This is a genomic window from Virgibacillus byunsanensis, from assembly GCF_042675965.1.
GTDB lineage: Bacteria > Bacillota > Bacilli > Bacillales > Amphibacillaceae > Virgibacillus_R > Virgibacillus_R byunsanensis.
Genome location: NZ_JBHTKJ010000001.1, coordinates 1 through 16,946, shown reverse-complemented (window position 1 = coordinate 16,946; position 16,946 = coordinate 1). Strand labels below are relative to the sequence as shown.

Annotated in this window: 15 protein-coding genes; 11 read left to right on the top strand and 4 right to left on the bottom strand. The window is 41.2% G+C overall.

The features are described from left to right. Nucleotides 1-140: 140 nt before the first annotated feature. From ACFQ3N_RS00075 to ACFQ3N_RS00050, 6 genes are all read left to right on the top strand, one after another. Nucleotides 141-638, top strand: coding sequence for a competence protein ComK (locus ACFQ3N_RS00075; protein WP_390358366.1), 498 nt, complete (start codon nt 141-143; stop codon nt 636-638). A 353-nt stretch (nt 639-991) separates the two neighbouring features. Further along, nucleotides 992-1,876, top strand: coding sequence for a TetR/AcrR family transcriptional regulator (locus ACFQ3N_RS00070; protein ID WP_390358365.1), 885 nt, complete (start codon nt 992-994; stop codon nt 1,874-1,876). A gap of 30 nt (nt 1,877-1,906) precedes the next feature. After that, the gene (locus tag ACFQ3N_RS00065) at nt 1,907-2,770 is read left to right on the top strand and encodes an efflux RND transporter periplasmic adaptor subunit (RefSeq protein WP_390358363.1); all 864 of its coding nucleotides are present in this window, start codon (nt 1,907-1,909) and stop codon (nt 2,768-2,770) included. Continuing rightward, nucleotides 2,767-5,838 (top strand): efflux RND transporter permease subunit, encoded by a 3,072-nt coding sequence (locus ACFQ3N_RS00060; RefSeq protein ID WP_390358361.1) that lies wholly within the window; start codon nt 2,767-2,769, stop codon nt 5,836-5,838. The genes ACFQ3N_RS00065 and ACFQ3N_RS00060 overlap by 4 nt, the downstream gene beginning before the upstream one ends. Nucleotides 5,839-6,508: 670 nt before the next feature. Continuing rightward, nucleotides 6,509-6,796, top strand: a complete 288-nt coding sequence (locus ACFQ3N_RS00055) for a hypothetical protein (protein WP_390358359.1) — start codon at nt 6,509-6,511, stop codon at nt 6,794-6,796. A 71-nt stretch (nt 6,797-6,867) separates the two neighbouring features. After that, a complete protein-coding gene (locus tag ACFQ3N_RS00050; RefSeq protein ID WP_390358357.1) occupies nt 6,868-7,176 on the top strand; it encodes a hypothetical protein in 309 nt (102 codons plus the stop codon). Nucleotides 7,177-7,217: 41 nt separating this feature from the next. On the opposite strand, the gene ACFQ3N_RS00045 is transcribed toward ACFQ3N_RS00050, so the two are convergent. The 3 genes from ACFQ3N_RS00045 to ACFQ3N_RS00035 all read right to left on the bottom strand — a co-directional run bounded on the left by ACFQ3N_RS00045 (nt 7,218) and on the right by ACFQ3N_RS00035 (nt 8,995). Further along, the gene (locus tag ACFQ3N_RS00045; protein WP_390358355.1) at nt 7,218-7,664 is read right to left on the bottom strand and encodes a threonine/serine exporter family protein; all 447 of its coding nucleotides are present in this window, start codon (nt 7,662-7,664) and stop codon (nt 7,218-7,220) included. Between the two features lie 36 nt (nt 7,665-7,700). Further along, nucleotides 7,701-8,444 (bottom strand): threonine/serine exporter family protein, encoded by a 744-nt coding sequence (locus ACFQ3N_RS00040; RefSeq protein ID WP_390358354.1) that lies wholly within the window; start codon nt 8,442-8,444, stop codon nt 7,701-7,703. A 122-nt stretch (nt 8,445-8,566) separates the two neighbouring features. Further along, a complete protein-coding gene (locus ACFQ3N_RS00035; protein ID WP_390358352.1) occupies nt 8,567-8,995 on the bottom strand; it encodes a DUF2935 domain-containing protein in 429 nt (142 codons plus the stop codon). Between the two features lie 188 nt (nt 8,996-9,183). Here ACFQ3N_RS00035 and ACFQ3N_RS00030 point away from each other — a divergent pair, with 188 nt between their 5' ends. The 4 genes from ACFQ3N_RS00030 (at nt 9,184) to ACFQ3N_RS00015 (ending at nt 12,846) form a co-directional block, all read left to right on the top strand. Further along, nucleotides 9,184-9,909, top strand: coding sequence for an ABC transporter ATP-binding protein (locus ACFQ3N_RS00030; RefSeq protein WP_390358350.1), 726 nt, complete (start codon nt 9,184-9,186; stop codon nt 9,907-9,909). Nucleotides 9,910-9,912: 3 nt separating this feature from the next. Then, the gene (locus ACFQ3N_RS00025; RefSeq protein ID WP_390358349.1) at nt 9,913-10,929 is read left to right on the top strand and encodes an ABC transporter permease; all 1,017 of its coding nucleotides are present in this window, start codon (nt 9,913-9,915) and stop codon (nt 10,927-10,929) included. Between the two features lie 30 nt (nt 10,930-10,959). Beyond that, nucleotides 10,960-11,625 carry a TetR/AcrR family transcriptional regulator gene (locus ACFQ3N_RS00020; RefSeq protein WP_390358347.1) on the top strand — a complete coding sequence of 222 codons (666 nt, stop codon included), beginning with the start codon at nt 10,960-10,962 and terminating at the stop codon, nt 11,623-11,625. Nucleotides 11,626-11,769: 144 nt separating this feature from the next. Beyond that, the gene (locus ACFQ3N_RS00015) at nt 11,770-12,846 is read left to right on the top strand and encodes a glycosyltransferase family 4 protein (protein ID WP_390358345.1); all 1,077 of its coding nucleotides are present in this window, start codon (nt 11,770-11,772) and stop codon (nt 12,844-12,846) included. Here ACFQ3N_RS00015 and ACFQ3N_RS00010 read toward each other — a convergent pair. Further along, nucleotides 12,817-13,302: a hypothetical protein gene (locus ACFQ3N_RS00010; protein WP_390358343.1), complete on the bottom strand. Its 486-nt coding sequence runs from the start codon at nt 13,300-13,302 to the stop codon at nt 12,817-12,819. The genes ACFQ3N_RS00015 and ACFQ3N_RS00010 overlap by 30 nt on opposite strands. A gap of 392 nt (nt 13,303-13,694) precedes the next feature. Between ACFQ3N_RS00010 and ACFQ3N_RS00005 the strand changes: the two genes are divergently transcribed. Next, on the top strand, nt 13,695-16,808 hold the full coding sequence (locus tag ACFQ3N_RS00005; RefSeq protein ID WP_390358341.1) for a S8 family serine peptidase: 3,114 nt from the start codon (nt 13,695-13,697) through the stop codon (nt 16,806-16,808). Nucleotides 16,809-16,946: the final 138 nt, after the last annotated feature.

Here is a 16,946-nt window from a genome sequence, read left to right as displayed (position 1 = left end):
CTAGCCTCCAATCTTTTAGCGTTACTTTTATTTCGACATATTAGGGCTATTTATGAACATTTACATAAAGTAATAGATAATTCAAATAACAAATAGTACAATGGTCTTATAAAAGTGTTTTGGAGGGGCGGGGGGATGTTTTGACAGCAGTATATATAATTACGCAACAGACAAAAGCAATCATGACGAAAGATTCATCTTATTACAAAGCACGTATATTAGAAGGGCAGACAGAACGATATTCTATCCACAAACCTGAGCAGATCTTGGACAATAGCTGTTTATTATATGGTTCTACCTTACACGGGAGAAAGGAAGCTGTTAAAGAAATTTTGAAAAGCAGCAGTAAGTTACCTGTCCCTGTGATTCCAGATAAAGGGGTCTACATGCTACCATCCTCATCAACAAAAAATAAAGATTGTATTTGGTTTTCCTATTATCAAATTGATTTTTACGAACAACGAGATGCCAAAACATATGTGGCTTTTAATGACGGTACTGGTATTTATGCAAACGTGTCTAGAAGTGCATTTGATTCGCAATTCAAACGCACCAGTCAAATTATTGCTCATCAACATCGTAGTATTTTTTTTGGGGCAAGACCCTGGACAAGCTTTCAACATACAAGTATTCGATGAGAAACTGCTTGGTCACAATGGTGATCAGAGCGGTTTTTTAAAATTCTTAAGGAGAAACTGTATAATTTAAGTAACTTTTAAGCTGCGTCAGCTCCAGCGCCCAACGTCGACCCACCCACGATGCGCGGGTGCAGCCTCATACGTCGCTAAACGGGTCGCTTACGTTTTTGTTTTCTGACCAAGTAGTCATTCTATCGAATTAATGACATGAAAATTCCACTTGCATTACACAATGTGTAACGATATTATGGATGTTGTGTGAAAGTATAATCGATAATGACTGACTGGTTAGTACAGTTAAATTAAGTGAAACTAATAATGCGAATGGTTCGTAAAAGAAGCAGGTGATTACGATGAATGTGAAGAAAATGAAATTAATTGAATCAGGTATAAAGTTATTTGCGGAAAAAGGCTATCATAAGACATCTATCCAGGAAATTGCTAATGAGGCAGGTGTATCAAAGGGAGCATTTTACTTATACTTCCAATCCAAAGAGGATTTTATTGTAATGGCTTATCAATTTTATAATACACAAATTTCTGAGCGAATAGAGCTTGTTAAAGCAGAACAGCTCCCCGCTAAAGAAAGCCTAGCCAAACAAATTGATGTATTTACGGAGTACATATACAACTATAAAGATTTTATTATCATGCACTTACGTGAAAATATATCATTTGGACAGAATACAGATAAGCTGATTTTGCAAATGAAGATGCAAAATTTCCATTGGATCAGGGAAAATATAAGTGCGATATATGGTGACACCATCAATGGTTTCTTAGTTGATACGATTATTCAATTAGAAGGATTGATGCATGGATACTTCAAATGGATAGTCATTGATGACATTGCGATCGAGGACAAAAAAGTTGGTGGATTCCTTGTGAAACGACTAGATGACATTGTCAAAGGAATGCTTGAACAAGATGATCGTCCGTTAATTACGATGGAAAACATACCTGAAGCTTACTTGGATCTTCAACAGAATCAAGTAAATGAACAAGAGGTATCTAAACTGCTCAGCACTATAAAAACGAAAATAAATCAGTTACAGCTTTCTACTGAAAAACAGCAGCAATTACATGAAGTAGTTGATATTGTACTGCACGAGGTTGTAAAAAATAACCCAAAACTTATTATGATTCAAGGCATGCTTGCACATTTTCAACGAATCCCAGAATTAACAGAGGAGAGCGAGCAAATTGCTAAGCTGTTACATATAGAACTTTTAGATTAAAGCATCTATTATTAGAGAGGAGTTTCAACGATGAACAAAATACGTTTAAGCATAGCAGCAATTATTCTGATGATTTTACTTGTTGCTTGTAATCAAAATGACGAAACAAGCGATGAAGCCGAGGAAAGAATTACGCCTGTTGAAACAGCAGAAGTAACAAAAGGAGATTTAGTAGTTGAGAAATCCGTCTATGGACGTACTGCCCCAAACAGTACAACACCTATAATAGTGCAAAATCCAGGTAAGGTAAATATATTAGAAGTGGAAAACGGGGACATAGTTGAAGAGGACGACTTAATAGCAACCATTCAAAGCCCTGCAGGGAATCAGAATATATATGCCTCAGCAGATGGTGAGATTACTAACTTAAATGCTGAAGAAGGTGCAATGGTGTCTGATTCAGAACCTTTAGCTGTAATAGCGGAACTTGAAACCATTAAATTGCAATTTACGGTGACATCAACCATTCGTGAACTGTTTGAAAAAGAAACGTCTTATCCAGCACTCATAAATGATACAGAATATGAAGCAGAAGTTACGTCTATCAGTACAATGCCTGATGATACAGGGCTATATCCGGTTGAGGCAACAATCGATAATGATGACGGAGATGTATTACCAGGTATGATAGCCGTCATGCAAGTTACCGAGCAACGTATAAACAATACTATTTTAGTGCCAACAGCAGCGATCGTCGAAGAAACAGATGATTCATTTGTGTATATCATTAAAAATGATGAAGCAATAAAAACGCAAGTTACCATAACGGAAACACAATCTGATCAAACAGCTATTGAAGGGGAAGTCAGCGAGGGGGGAGAGGTTGTTATCAATGGCCAACTAACCCTTTCAGATGGTAGCAAGGTGAACGTGAAAGAGGGGAATAATTCTTGAAGCTAGTAAATACATCCGTAAAGCGTCCAGTCGGCGTCATCATGATTGTTCTTGCGGTTATTGCGCTTGGAATCGTTTCGGTGCGCAGTTTGACAATCGATCTTTTTCCAAAAATTGATTTACCAATCGCTGTAGTCGCAACATCTTATCAAGACGCTGCACCACAGGAAATAGAGAATTTAATAAGTAGGCCAATCGAATCATCAGTTAGCTCGGTAGAAGGTATTGAAACCGTGCAATCCCAATCTCAATCCGGAACGTCACTTGTCATGATGATGTTCAATAACGGGGTAGATTTGGACCAAGCATTACTCGATGTTCGTGAAAATATAGATCAAGCAAAAGGGTTCTTACCACAAGGAGCGGGAGAGCCTAGAATAATGCGCTTCAATCCAGATCAACTACCTGTTATGTGGGTTGGTTTAACGGGTGAAGATGCTGCAGCATTAACAGATGTTGCTGACGACCAAATCGTTCCATTTTTTGAACGTCAGGGCGGTGTTGCATCCGTATCTATCGAAGGAGCAAAAGAGCGTGAAATTCAGTTAATACTAAATCAGGCCGCACTCCAGCAATATGGAGTCACCCCACAAACAATAATCCAATCACTTAATAGTACCAATCAGTCCTCTTCAGGTGGTGTCGTGGAAAAAGGTAATAAAGACCTTGAGCTCCGGGTAACAGGGGAATTTGAGTCAATTGAAGCTATTGAACAAACGATTATTCAAACTGGAACTGGGGCTACTGTTCATGTGGAAGATGTTGCATCTGTTGAGGACACGTATAAGGAACCAACATCTCTAACCCTTGTAAACGGGGAGCCGTCTGTTGTGCTATCAATTATGAAAAAGACCGATAGTAATACAGTTGAAGTGGCCAACAATATTAAAGAGGGAATGGATGAGATCAAGGGAGAATTACCAGGTGATGTAAACCTGGATACCATTATCGACACATCTGAATTCGTTCAAATGTCGGTCGACTCCGTTGTCAAAAACATTCTTATTGGTGGCGCAATCTCGGTATTTATTTTACTGTTATTTTTAAAAAGTATTCGTGCAACGATCGTTATCGGTGTATCGATTCCAATTGCGATTATTTCTACATTCACGCTACTGTACTTCACTGGTGAGACATTAAACGTACTAACACTAGGTGGATTAGCTCTCGGACTCGGGATGATGGTCGACAGTTCGATCGTTATCCTGGAAAATATATATTCGTACAGGAAACGTGGATACAATCTGGTGGAATCAGCTATAAAAGGTGCATCCGAACTGGCACCAGCCGTAATTGCTTCTACAACAACTACATTGGTCGTATTCCTGCCAATTGTTTATGTGGAAGGTATTGCATCCGATATGTTTACACCACTTGCCCTAGCTGTATCATTTTCCTTAATTACAGCACTTGTAGTTGCAGTAACATTAGTACCAATGCTTTCATCTAAACTTTTATCCAAAGCGATGGAAGATGAGGAAAAAGGACGCAGGTACTGGTTTAACCGATTATTGGAACGTGTTAAAAGTGCTTATAAGCGTGTGTTAAAAGGTGTATTACGATTCCGTAAAACAACTGTATTCGGAACCATTTTTGCAATTGCCGGAAGTCTGGCATTAACACCATTAATCGGTGCGGAATTTATCCCTTCCTCTGATCAAGGGCAAATAGAAATTCGCGTGGAAACCGCTCCTGGTAGCTCACTTGCTCACACAGAAAGTATCGTTGAAAAAGTGAACACAAGTTTAGGTGATTATGATGAAGAAATAGAAACGAGCTATGTCAGCGTTGGTGGTGGCGGATTTGTTGGAATGGGTGGAAGCGGTAATCAAGCAACCTATACAATGCAGCTTGTCCCAGCAAACGATCGCGATCAGACAACAACAGAAATGGTGCAGCAAATGGATCAGGATTTTCAAGACATCGCTGGCGCTGAAATTACCGTAAGTGCAACAGACAGTGGCATGAATATGGGAAGTCCCGTTCAAATCCAATTAAACGGGCCACAACATGAGGTATTAAATGAAGTAGCGGATCAAGTTATCTCCCAAATTTCGACTGTTGACGGTGTCTATAACCCAGAATCTGGTGCATCAGACGGTGTACCACAGTTAACAATTACAGTGGATCAAGAGAAAGCAGCAGTATATGGCTTGAACGAGGAACAAATCAGGAGCCAGATCCAGCTGCAATTTACAGGGCAAATGGCAACCCAGTACCGTGAAGAAGGTCAGGAAATGGATGTGACATTGTTATATCCAGAAGATGAACGCAGCACGATTAGTGATTTGCAGGATATGAAAGTACAATCACAGTCTGGAGCTGTTATACCACTTGAAGAAGTAGCAGAATTCAAGGAAATGCAAGGACCTGTAACCTTAACAAGGGAAAACCAGCAGCCACAACTGAACGTATCAAGTGATGTTGTCGATCGGGATTTAGCGAGTGTTGTAGCTGATATTGAAACAGAACTTGAAGAGTTAAACATGCCAGAAGGTTATAGCTATACAATTGGCGGGCAAGCACAGGACATGGCAGAGTCATTTTCTGACCTTGCACTAGCCTTAGTGTTCTCCATATTCCTAGTATACGCAGTCATGGCAATCCAGTTTGAGAACTTCCTATTCCCATTCATCATCATGTTCTCCATGCCGGCAACTGTCGTAGGTGTCATGCTAGGGCTATTCGTAACCGGATTGCCGTTAAGCATCCCAGCATTCATTGGGATAATCATGCTCGCCGGAATTGTGGTGAACAACTCGATTGTATTGGTCGATTATATAAATATACTACGGCGAAACGGCATGGACCGATACGAAGCTATATTAGAAGCAGGACAAAGCCGTCTTCGCCCAATCCTAATGACCACCCTAACAACGGTTCTAGCCATGGTACCATTAGCACTAGCTCTAGGCCAAGGTGCCGAAATGCAGCAACCATTAGCTGTAACAATCATCTTCGGCTTAACCATATCAAGTATGTTCACACTATTGTTAATCCCAGTAGTATACACATTCTTTGATGACCTGACTAGAAAAGTTGTAAATCGTAAAAAGAAAGAAGCATAAGTTGATGAAGGCTCCCTGCTACAGCAGGGAGCCTTTTCATGCAAGCGGTGCATGGAATCGCACCGCTTGCAACCCAGGCCGAAAGCTGTGCAACCCAGGCCGAAAGCTGTGCAACCCAGGCCGAAAGCTGTGCAACCCAGGCCGAAAGCTGTGCAACCCAGGCCGAAAGCTGTGCAACCCAGGCCGAAAGCTGTGCAACCCAGGCCAGAAGCTGTGCAACTCAGGCCAGAAGCTGTGCAACTCAGGCCAGAAGCTGTGCAACTCAGGCCAGAAGCTGTGCAACTCAGGCCAGAAGCTGTGCAACTCAGGCCGAAAGCAGTGCAACGCAGGAGAGGGAGATCTAAGCAATTTAGTAAGGAAGATTTTCTGCATCCGCAGAAAATCAATTTTTAAATAAAGTCGCGCATGAACGGGCTGAGGTCGCACAAGAAAGTAAAAAACTCGCGCATCAGTTAGGAAAAGTCGCTCGATATGAGAGGAAGTCGAGCCATAACAGCTAAAAGTCGCGCGATATCCAATAAAAGTCGCGCACCCTACAACACCAGCAAGGAAGATTTTCTGCATCCGCAGAAAATCAACCTCATTTTAACCATTCAATGACTTATCACGTGACAAGTAGGGAATATTATTTTATAAGATTAGTCAGCACGATAGAACGGAGGAGATCAACATGTCGGTATCGCGCATTTTAAGATGGGTTACAGGAGCATTGGAGGCGTTGCTTGGTATCCCATTATTAGGAGGAGCATATATATTAAGTCAAGGATGGACACCACTTTTTTTCATGTTAATATTCCACATCATTACATTAATTTGGAGTAAAAAAGATGACGAAGCAACAGGTGGGAGTATAATTGGGATAATCACCTCATGTATTGGGTGGATCCCGGTCGTCGGAATGGTTATGCATATTATAACTGCAATCGTATTATTTTTCACGGCAGCAAAAGGCACGTAATTATTTCGACAGGGGTATCATGTAGTGGTAAACTATAGTATATTTATTAGTCGAAGTAATGGGGGGATTGTATGTCAACATCACGAATCATGAAATGGATTACGGGTGCGTTTGAGGCGTTTTTAGGCATACCCGGGCTTGGTGGGGCGTTTATCTTAAGTCTTTTTTGGACGCCACTTTTAGTCATGCTCGTATTGCACATTATTACATTAGTACTTACAACAAAAGAAGGTGGAGCATCAACAGGAAGTATTTTAGGTATTGTTACGTCATGTATAGGTTGGATTCCGTTTGTCGGAATGATTATGCATATCATTTCCGCAATCTTTCTTATGATTGACGCGGCTACACCGGATAAAACCGAAAATGCTGTTACGTAATGTCTATTGCCATCATAATTTTTATTCATAGGGGGCTTGTCTTATGACGAGCCTTTCGTTTTACCCGAAAACTTTCGAATAATTTGATTAGCGACTTCTGAAAATACGAGCCCCATCGCAATTCCTCCTGCCAACAGCATAACTTTTGCTGATAGTTGAACACCTGTATAATAGTCGTTTTCTACAAAGTGGCGCATCGCATCATAAGCAATTCCGCCGGGAACAAGTGGGATAATGCCCGAAACGTTGAATATAATGATTGGTGTCTTAAAAACTTTTGCAGAAATTTGACTTAGCGCGGCAACAAGCATCGCACCGAATATCGTTGCAGGTACAACGTCCATCCCTTCTTGTACAAGCATATAATATAAAATCCAACCAAGCATCCCAATCAACCCGCACTGAATAAGTGCTCTTTTTGGAGCGTTAAACAGTATGCCGAACCCTGCTGCAGCTATAAAACTTGTGATTAATTGTGCGAGAATCATCGAACCTCAGTCCTTTCATTATAAAAATTATCCTGACTACATAAATGTAAATATAACAGCAACACCAGCACCAATAGCGAATGCGGTCAAGATTGCATCCACACCTTTGGAGACCCCAGCAACCAAATGCCCTGCCATTAAATCACGAACTGCGTTAGTAATTTGCAAACCAGGGACCAACGGCATGACCGCACCAATAATGATTTTGTCCATCGAATCGCCAATACCATTCGTGATAAAAAGTACCGCAGCAATTCCAATGATAAACGAGGCAAAAAACTCGGCTATGAATTTTATTTCTACCAGACGGGCGACACCTAGCATCCCAGCAAAACCTACTCCACCAGCAATACAAGAGGGTATAAAATCAACCCCACTTCCACCGAACATGATCGTAAAACTTCCACTAACAAACGCCGCTGCTAAAATTTGAACATAGTATGGAAACGAAAAACTTCCCTTATCAATACTGCTTAGTAAAGTGAGTCCCTTGTCCAACTCAACCTCACCAGCTGTGATTTTTCGTGAAATATTGTTTACTTCAGCAATTTTATGTAAATCTGTGGACCGATTGGAAATTCGCATAAAGTTCGTTGCCTCAGAAAAATCAGTGGAAAAATTTATTCCAGTAGGTGTAGCATAACTTTGCGCATTCTGAAGACCAAAAGCAGTTGCTATCCGCGTCATTGTATCTTCTACACGATATGTCTCCGCACCACTTTCAAGCATAATTTTACCCGCTAGCATACATGTTTTTGCAATCAAAACATGATCCCTCATTGCGCTCCACCTACCTTTTATATGTTTATTACAGTCTATATCATATTATAAGGTGTGTAGTGTGTGAATGAAAGGAAAATAAAAAAGTGTCCCTACTTAAGTAGCAACACCTGTCAATAAAGCTAATGTTTATTATATAAAATAGTCTGTGCTATACCAATGAAATAGTCCGATTCGTCAATAATGTGGTCGATCACAACTCGTGCTGTTGGATTTGCAGTGGCTGCTTTACTTTCACTTTTTACCTGTCTACAGAATTGAGTAAAGGCAACACTCTCCTGCAAACAGAAAGTCACAAGCTCAAGTACCTGTTGGTAAAGTTGAGGAGAAAGTTGATTATCACTCCGAACGACAGTCTCCACATACCGTTTCACCTGCTGATGGGTCGTATTAAGTACGTCCTCCCAGCGTTTTAATGCATCCACATATTCCTGTTCCAAATCACTCATGAGTTCCCGCATCACGACCGTGTGCTCTGATTCCTGTTCCTTCCAAAACTCAGCCTCATCCAGCACCCTAAGCGGCATCTGACTCCCATAATAGAACTGCATCTGTCCTGCCTCCCTGAAGAAAATATGTCCTATAAAATGTATGCAAACCACAAGATTATCATGCCAAAAGTTTGGTGCCTGTCACTTCCCGGTTTTAGCGATTTATGTCGAAGAGTATTTCTTTACGAGTATGGGTGGATTGCGCTAATATAAGAGTGAGTAATCACTCACAGGAGGAGGTTTGCGTTATGTCATTTGTTAACTTGGATAGTATTCAACACAGCTATGAGAAAGAGGTTGTATTACAGAAAGTCAACTTACAAATCCCGCGTGGGCAACTGTTTGGGCTGCTTGGCCCATCTGGATCTGGAAAAACCACTTTAGTAAAAATCATGATTGGATTACTGACACCAACTAATGGGAGTGTCCATATCGCCGACACCAAAATGCCCTCACTGAAACAAATGCAGCAAATTGGTTACATGGCCCAAGCGGATGCACTGTATAGTGAACTAACAGCAAAGGAAAATCTGGAGTTCTTCGCAAGCATCTATGGAATTTCAAAAAAGCAACGACAACAACGTGTCGAGGAAGTGGCCAAAGTCGTCAACCTATCCGACCACCTCAACAAAACCCTCGAAAACTACTCAGGCGGAATGAAACGCCGGATGTCCTTAGCGGTTGCACTTCTACATCAACCAGACTTGCTCATTCTAGACGAACCAACTGTCGGAATCGACCCCGTCCTTCGTGCTTCGATTTGGCAGGACCTTAAAAATCTGCAAACGCAAGGAACAACCATCATTATTACAACACACGTCATGGACGAAGCGGAAAAATGTGATAGCTTAGCTTTGCTGCGTGATGGCTATGTAATCGCACAAGGCAGCCCAAGCGACTTGAAAAATAGAAGTGAAACAGAAACGTTGGAACAAGCATTTCTGCATTATGGAAAAAGCAGAATGGAGGTGTAACTGATGCGAATTCGTGCCATTATAAAACGTATCATCCATCAATTCCTGCGCGATAAACGAAGCATAGCCATGATGATGATTGCTCCGTTATTTGTCATGACATTACTATGGCTTGTGTTAGATATGGAGCAGTACGAACCAACGATTGCCGTTACCAATGTACCAAGCCAACTGCAAGACAACCTTCAGGAGCAGGATGCTGAAATTATCGAAATGACACAACATAAAGCCGAACATGCCCTGCAGGAAAAATCAATCGATGCCCATGTTGTATGGAATGATATGAATATGAACATAACAATGGAAGGAAGCGAACCAACTGCTACTTCGGCCGTACAGCGTGTCCTAAATGAATCATCCAAACAACTAAATCCGAATGCATTAGAAATCGAAGTGGACTTTCTCCATGGAACAACTGATTTAAACTTATTTGATAATATTGGTCCTGTCCTGATCGGTTTTTTCGTATTCTTTTTTGTATTTATCATTGGTGGCGTATCGTTTCTGCGCGAACGAACGCAGGGTACACTAGAACGCCTGTTGGCAACTCCTTTAAAACGCTGGGAAATTGTTATTGGATACTTAAGCGGATTTGGTATTTTTATCGTTTTACAATCGATTATTATAGCAGCATTTTCCATCTATGTACTCGACATTTATATGGTCGGATCGTTTGTAGCTGTCCTTATCGTTGCATTCCTGTTAGCGATCACAGCACTTAGTCTGGGGACCCTATTATCGGCTTACGCAAAGAATGAATTTCAAATGATTCAGTTCATTCCGATCGTAATCATCCCACAAGTTTTCTTTGCAGGCCTCTTTCATACAGAGTCCATAGCCTGGCTTGATGCGATTGGGAAAATAATGCCACTATCTTACGGGGCCAATGCATTAAAAGAAATTATGATACGCGGTGAAAACCTATCCAATGTGATGGGTGACATCGGTATTTTAATTGGATTTTCATTTGTATTCATACTGCTGAATATCCTAGCTCTGAAGCGGCACCGAAAGCTATAAATGGGAATCAACGCTTAGGGGGAAATAAACATGTCAGAAATAGATCAAACACCGCTCCATCAAATGGTGGAAACGCTCAGTCAAGAAGAAAATATGACAGCCAAACAAGTAAAAATAATCGAAGCGGCTATCGAAATTATTTCCGAAAAAGGCTACTACAACACATCCACAAGCGAAATAGCCAAACGAGCTGGTGTTGCTGAAGGCACGATTTTCCGCCATTACCGCACCAAAAAAGATCTGCTCATCACAATTGTCACACCGGTTATCACCAGTTTTTCCGCACCCGTTTTCGCTGATAAATTGGTCGATCAAGTGTTTCGGGAAGACTATGAACATTTCGAGGACTTATTATATACATTTATTAAAAATCGCTTTGCATTTGCACAAGCCAATTTACCAATGTTAAAAATTCTGCTGCAGGAATTAGCGTTTCACCCGGAAATCCAATCAACATATAAGGATACTTTTATCGAAAAAGTATATCCCGCATTCAACAAAGCACTTGATTTTTATAAAGAGAAGGGCGATATACAAGACCTTCCAAACGAGACATTAATACGCATGATTATACCACCCATTATCGGATTTATGATTACTCGTTTCATCATTCAACCTGATCGAAAATGGGATGATGAAATGGAAATGAAACAAACAGTCACATTTATTATGAAGGGTATAGGAAGTCTGAAATGAACGTGATTGGAACTACCTATTTCAAAGTCTGTCGAATATAGTTGCTTAAGTACCTATATATTCGGTATAATTTAAGGCAATTACATTGGATTGAAATTTGAAATTACATCATGGAATATCATCACTGACTTGTAGGAGAATTTTATGTTTAATTATACGGATTTAATTATCGCATTTGCAATAGCGCTCGTTTCATCATTCCTACTAACATATCCCGTCAAAAAAATCGCGATTAAGTGGGGCGCAGTTGACTTGCCCAACTACCGAAAAATACATACAAAAGTGACACCAAGGTTAGGTGGACTAGCCATTTTTCTTGGTGTTTTTTTAGGTGCACTTTATTTGCAGCCAAGCCATCCCCATTTACCAGAAATAATGCTCGGTGCAATTGTCATCCTAATCACAGGTGCATTGGATGACCGCTATACAATTCGACCGGTTGTAAAATTGTCCGGTCAACTGATTGCAGCTTCGTTCCTTATTTCATCTGGGCTTATCATTGAACGGATCACCTTACCAATTATTGGAATGGTTGATCTAGGATTTGTAAGTGTGCTCGTTACTGTCTTATGGGTAGTAGGCATTACAAACGCAATCAATTTGATCGATGGGTTGGACGGCCTGGCAACAGGAGTAACAACAATTGCATTAACAAGTATTTTCATCATGTCAATTATTGATGTGCAACTAATGGCCGCATACTTATGTATCGTACTAATTGGTGCGAACCTCGGCTTTTTGTATCACAATTTTTATCCGGCAAAAATATACATGGGGGATACAGGTTCCAATTTCCTTGGGTATATGATCGCAGTCATATCCATCTTAGGATTGTTTAAAAACATAGCGTTATTCAGCTTTGTCATACCTGTTGTCGTCCTAGCAGTCCCAATATTTGATACGCTATTTGCAATTGTCAGAAGGGCATATAATAAAGAAAACATCATGCTCGCCGATAATAAACACATCCATTATCAGCTACTAGCAGCAGGATTCAGTCATCGAAAAACAGTCCTGATTATCTATGGATTCAGCGCCTTATTCGGAATAATGGCCATCCTGTTTTCCAATGCTTCCATGACACTTTCTTTAATCATCACATTCTTCGTGATAGTACTACTACATATCTTCGCCGAACTAGCCGGGCTAGTCATGGGCGGAAAAAAACCAGTCACAGATACAGTAAAACGTTTATTCACAAAAAAGGTACGGAACCAATAAGAGGATTTTCTGCCAAGCAGAAAATCTTTTTTTCATGGGATGGTGCACTGCACCCATCGCAAGACCCCCGCGCGACATCGCAAGAAGCCCGCGCCACATCGCAAGACCCCCGCGCGACACCGCAAGAAGCCCGCGCGCCATCGCAAGAAACTCGCGCGCCATCGCAAGACCCCCGCGCGACATCGCAAGAAACCCGCGCGCCATCGCAAGAAACTCGCGCGCCATCGCAAGACCCCCGCGCGCCATCGCAAGAAACTCGCGCGACATCGTAAGAAACTCGCGCGCCATCGCAAGAATCCCGCGCCACATCGCAAGACCCCCGCGCGACATCACAAGAAGCCCGCGCGCCATCGCAAGAAGCCCGCGCGCCATCGCAAGACCCCCGCGCGCCATCGCAAGAAACTCGCGCGCCATCGCATGAAGCCCGCGCGACATCGCAAGAAACTCGCGCGCCATCGCAAGACCCCCGCGCGACATCCCCTGAAACTCGCACCATGTCCCATGAACCCCGCGCCACCACAACAGAAGTATACATCATTAAGGTTATAAATTATATTACGCATTTTCTTAAAAAAGAAAACTACCATTCCTCTTCCAAAACATCTATTATTCCCAACCGAAAATCTGTTTTTATTCAAAATAGGTCTATCCGCTTAGTAAAAAAGTCGACTTAACCGTTTTAATCAAAAAGGACAGAAAATATAAAACATTCTAACCATGACTTTTGATGCTAGTCCAATTACTAGATTTTGGATAAAATCAATGTAACTGAATAATTAGTCTTAGTTCGTTCAGGGGGAGGGGGACGGTTCGATCATGCAGTTTAAATATTAATAAGGAGGCAATATATGTTTAAGAGAATTGCAGTAATTTTAGTAGTGTTTTTACTTGCTCTCGGAAACACATCATTTGCAATGAATCAATCCTTACCGGAGATTGCACCCAAGAAACCTAACACTATTCCTGAAGAATTAAAAGAAACAGCAGATCCGAATAAAGAACTAAGAGTAATTGTGGAAATGGAAGGTGAGTCTCCTATTGAAAATGCTACGAAGAGAGGCGTTAAATTTGGAGATCTCAGTAAAAAGGAAAAGAAAAATTTTAATAATGCAGCAAAGGCAAAGCAAAAAGCAGTAAAGGATAAAATGAAAGGCAAAAATGTAAATGCAAAATACCATCAAGAGTTTACATCTGTAGTAAATGGGTTCAGTGCAGATGTAAAACAAGGTGATATTGAAAACATCAAGAGTATTTCAGGCGTCAAGACGGTACATGTCGCCAATGAATACCAGCGGCCTGAAGTTGAACCAGATATGACCTACAGTAAAGATTTGGTTGAAGCTCAACAGGCTTGGAGAGATTACGGATATAAAGGTGAAGGTATGGTTGTTGGTGTTATTGACACCGGAATCGATCCTACTCATCGTGACATGGTCCTTTCCGAAAATACCACAGGAGCGTTAACCGAAGAGACCGTTAATGAAACTATCGGTGAGGAAGACTTGCCAGGTCTTTTTTATACCGAAAAAGTTCCTTACGGCTACAACTATATGGATGAAGACCACGAAATCACAGAAAACTTTGCAGGTGCATCGATGCACGGTATGCACGTATCGGGAACGGTTGGAGCAAATGGTGATGAAGCCAATGGTGGTATTACTGGTATAGCACCAGAAGCACAAATACTTGCTTTAAAAGTTTTTGGTAATAATCCGGAAGTACAGACAACCTATGGTGACATTTATATTAAAGCAATTGATGATTCTATTAAACTAGGTGTTGATGTATTGAACATGAGTCTAGGTTCAACAGCTGGTTTTGTGGACGAGGACTCACCAGAGCAACAGGCTGTTTCCCGTGCTGTCGATAACGGCGTGTTAATGTCGATCTCAGCTGGGAACTCTGCATTGTTTGGTGATGGTTACTTCTATCCATATGCATCTAATCCGGATTATGGTGTAAGTGGATCACCAGGTGTATCCTATGACTCTACGCAAGTAGCATCCTATGAAAATTCATTTATGGAAGTGGAAGCGGTTGACTTTGAACTGAATGGTGAAGTAGATTCTGCTGCTTTCCTATCAGCAGGAGAGACCCCGCCACCTACAGATGGATCTTCATATGAGCTTGTAGAAGCAGGGCTTGGAGCACCAGCTGATTTTGAAGGGAAAGATTTTGAAGGGAAATATGCACTTGTTCAACGAGGAGAATATCCTTTTGTCGATAAATCTCTTAACGCACAAGAAGCAGGTGCAGCAGGTATATTCATTTACAATAATACAGACGGACTTGTCAGCATGGCGACAGATCCCGCGATTGTAATTCCACAATTGTTCATGTTAAAAAGTGATGGAGACGCACTTGCTGCAGCATTACTAGATGGACAGACAGTATCCGTAACATTTAACGGTGACTCGACAACGATTGCTAATCCATCAGCAGGACAAATGAGTGCGTTCACATCATGGGGATTAACGCCAAACCTTGATTTCAAACCAGAAATCACCGCACCAGGTGGACAAATTATGTCAACATTAAATAATGATGAATACGGCTTAATGAGTGGTACATCAATGGCTGCTCCTCACGTTTCAGGTGGTGGTGCACTTGTTATGCAACGTATTGATGAAGAATTTGGTTATGAAAATGCAGATCGTGTATTACGAACAAAAAATCTACTAATGAATACATCAGATCAAGTAGATTTCCAAGGCGCACCAGTTTCACCGCGTCGACAAGGTGCTGGTTTAATGCAGCTGCATGCAGCATTATCAACACCAGTAATGGTAACGGAATCAGAAACCAACGAAGCAAAAGTAGCGTTGAAAGAAATTACAGAAAATCAAGTATCATTTGAATTGACAGTTGAAAACTTCACAGATGAAGCTGTTACGTATGATGTGGAGGCGAATGCTCAAACAGATACGCCAGTAAACGCAGGTATCTATGTTACTGCACCCAACTTATTTGGAGCATTAGATCTAGGTGATGTAGCAACCGTCAACGGTGAGTCAGTAAGCTCAGTAGAAGTACCAGCAAACGGTTCAACTACAATCGATGTAACAATTGATGTAAGTGATTGGGATGCATCATTAAAATCATATTTCGAAAACGGATACTGGTTAGAAGGGTTTGTAACATTAACAGATCCATCTGACACCAACCCACAGTTGAATGTTCCATATGTTGGTTTCAAAGGTGGATGGGATGATGCACCAATCTTTGATACACCAATGTGGGATCCAATGACATATTACGGTTACACTGGTGTGGTAACAGATCTTGGCGGAGGAAGTTATGGTTTTCTTGGTGAAGACTTAGCAACTGGTGCAATTGATCCTGAAAAAATTGCATTTTCACCAAATGGAGATGGTACACAAGATGACGCGCTGATGATCTTGTCCTTCCTGAGAAATGCAAAAGAAATGAGCTTCAACGTATTGGATGAAGACGAAAATCTAGTCCGTACATTAACAGAAGAAGAATTCCTTAGAAAAAATTTCTATGATAGTGGATTCGGTCCAATGTATACTTTGAGTGGTGATTGGTCGTGGGATGGAACAATCGAGGGAAAACCAGCACCTGAGGGTCAATACTACTTGCAAGCAGAAGGTGTAATTGATTTTGAAGGAGCAGAAAGTCAGTCATTAGAACTGCCGGTATTACTTGATACTACGGTGCCAGAAGTGGATTCAGAAATTAACCGAAGAGACAGAGAGGTTACTGTAGAAGTGGATGATGGCGATGGGAGCGGAGTTGCTTCTTGGGATGTTTTAGTTGACGGTGAATCAGTTCTGGAATCTCCTTATGTTAACGGAGAAACAAAACATGAATTAACGGATATACACCCAAGCCAACTCGTAACCGTTATTGCAGTAGATTATGCTGGTAATGAAATCGAAGAAGTAGTAATGGGATCACAAGGTAAAGCAAAAGGTAAAAATAAAGACAAAAATAACTAAACAATAATTAAGTCGGCATCCCATATGGGGTGCCGACTTTTAAGTTATTCGGATGGTGCCTGCACCCATCCGAATAAACTCGCGCCAGAACGGAATAAACTCGCGCCAGAACGGAATAAACTCGCGCCAGAACGGAAT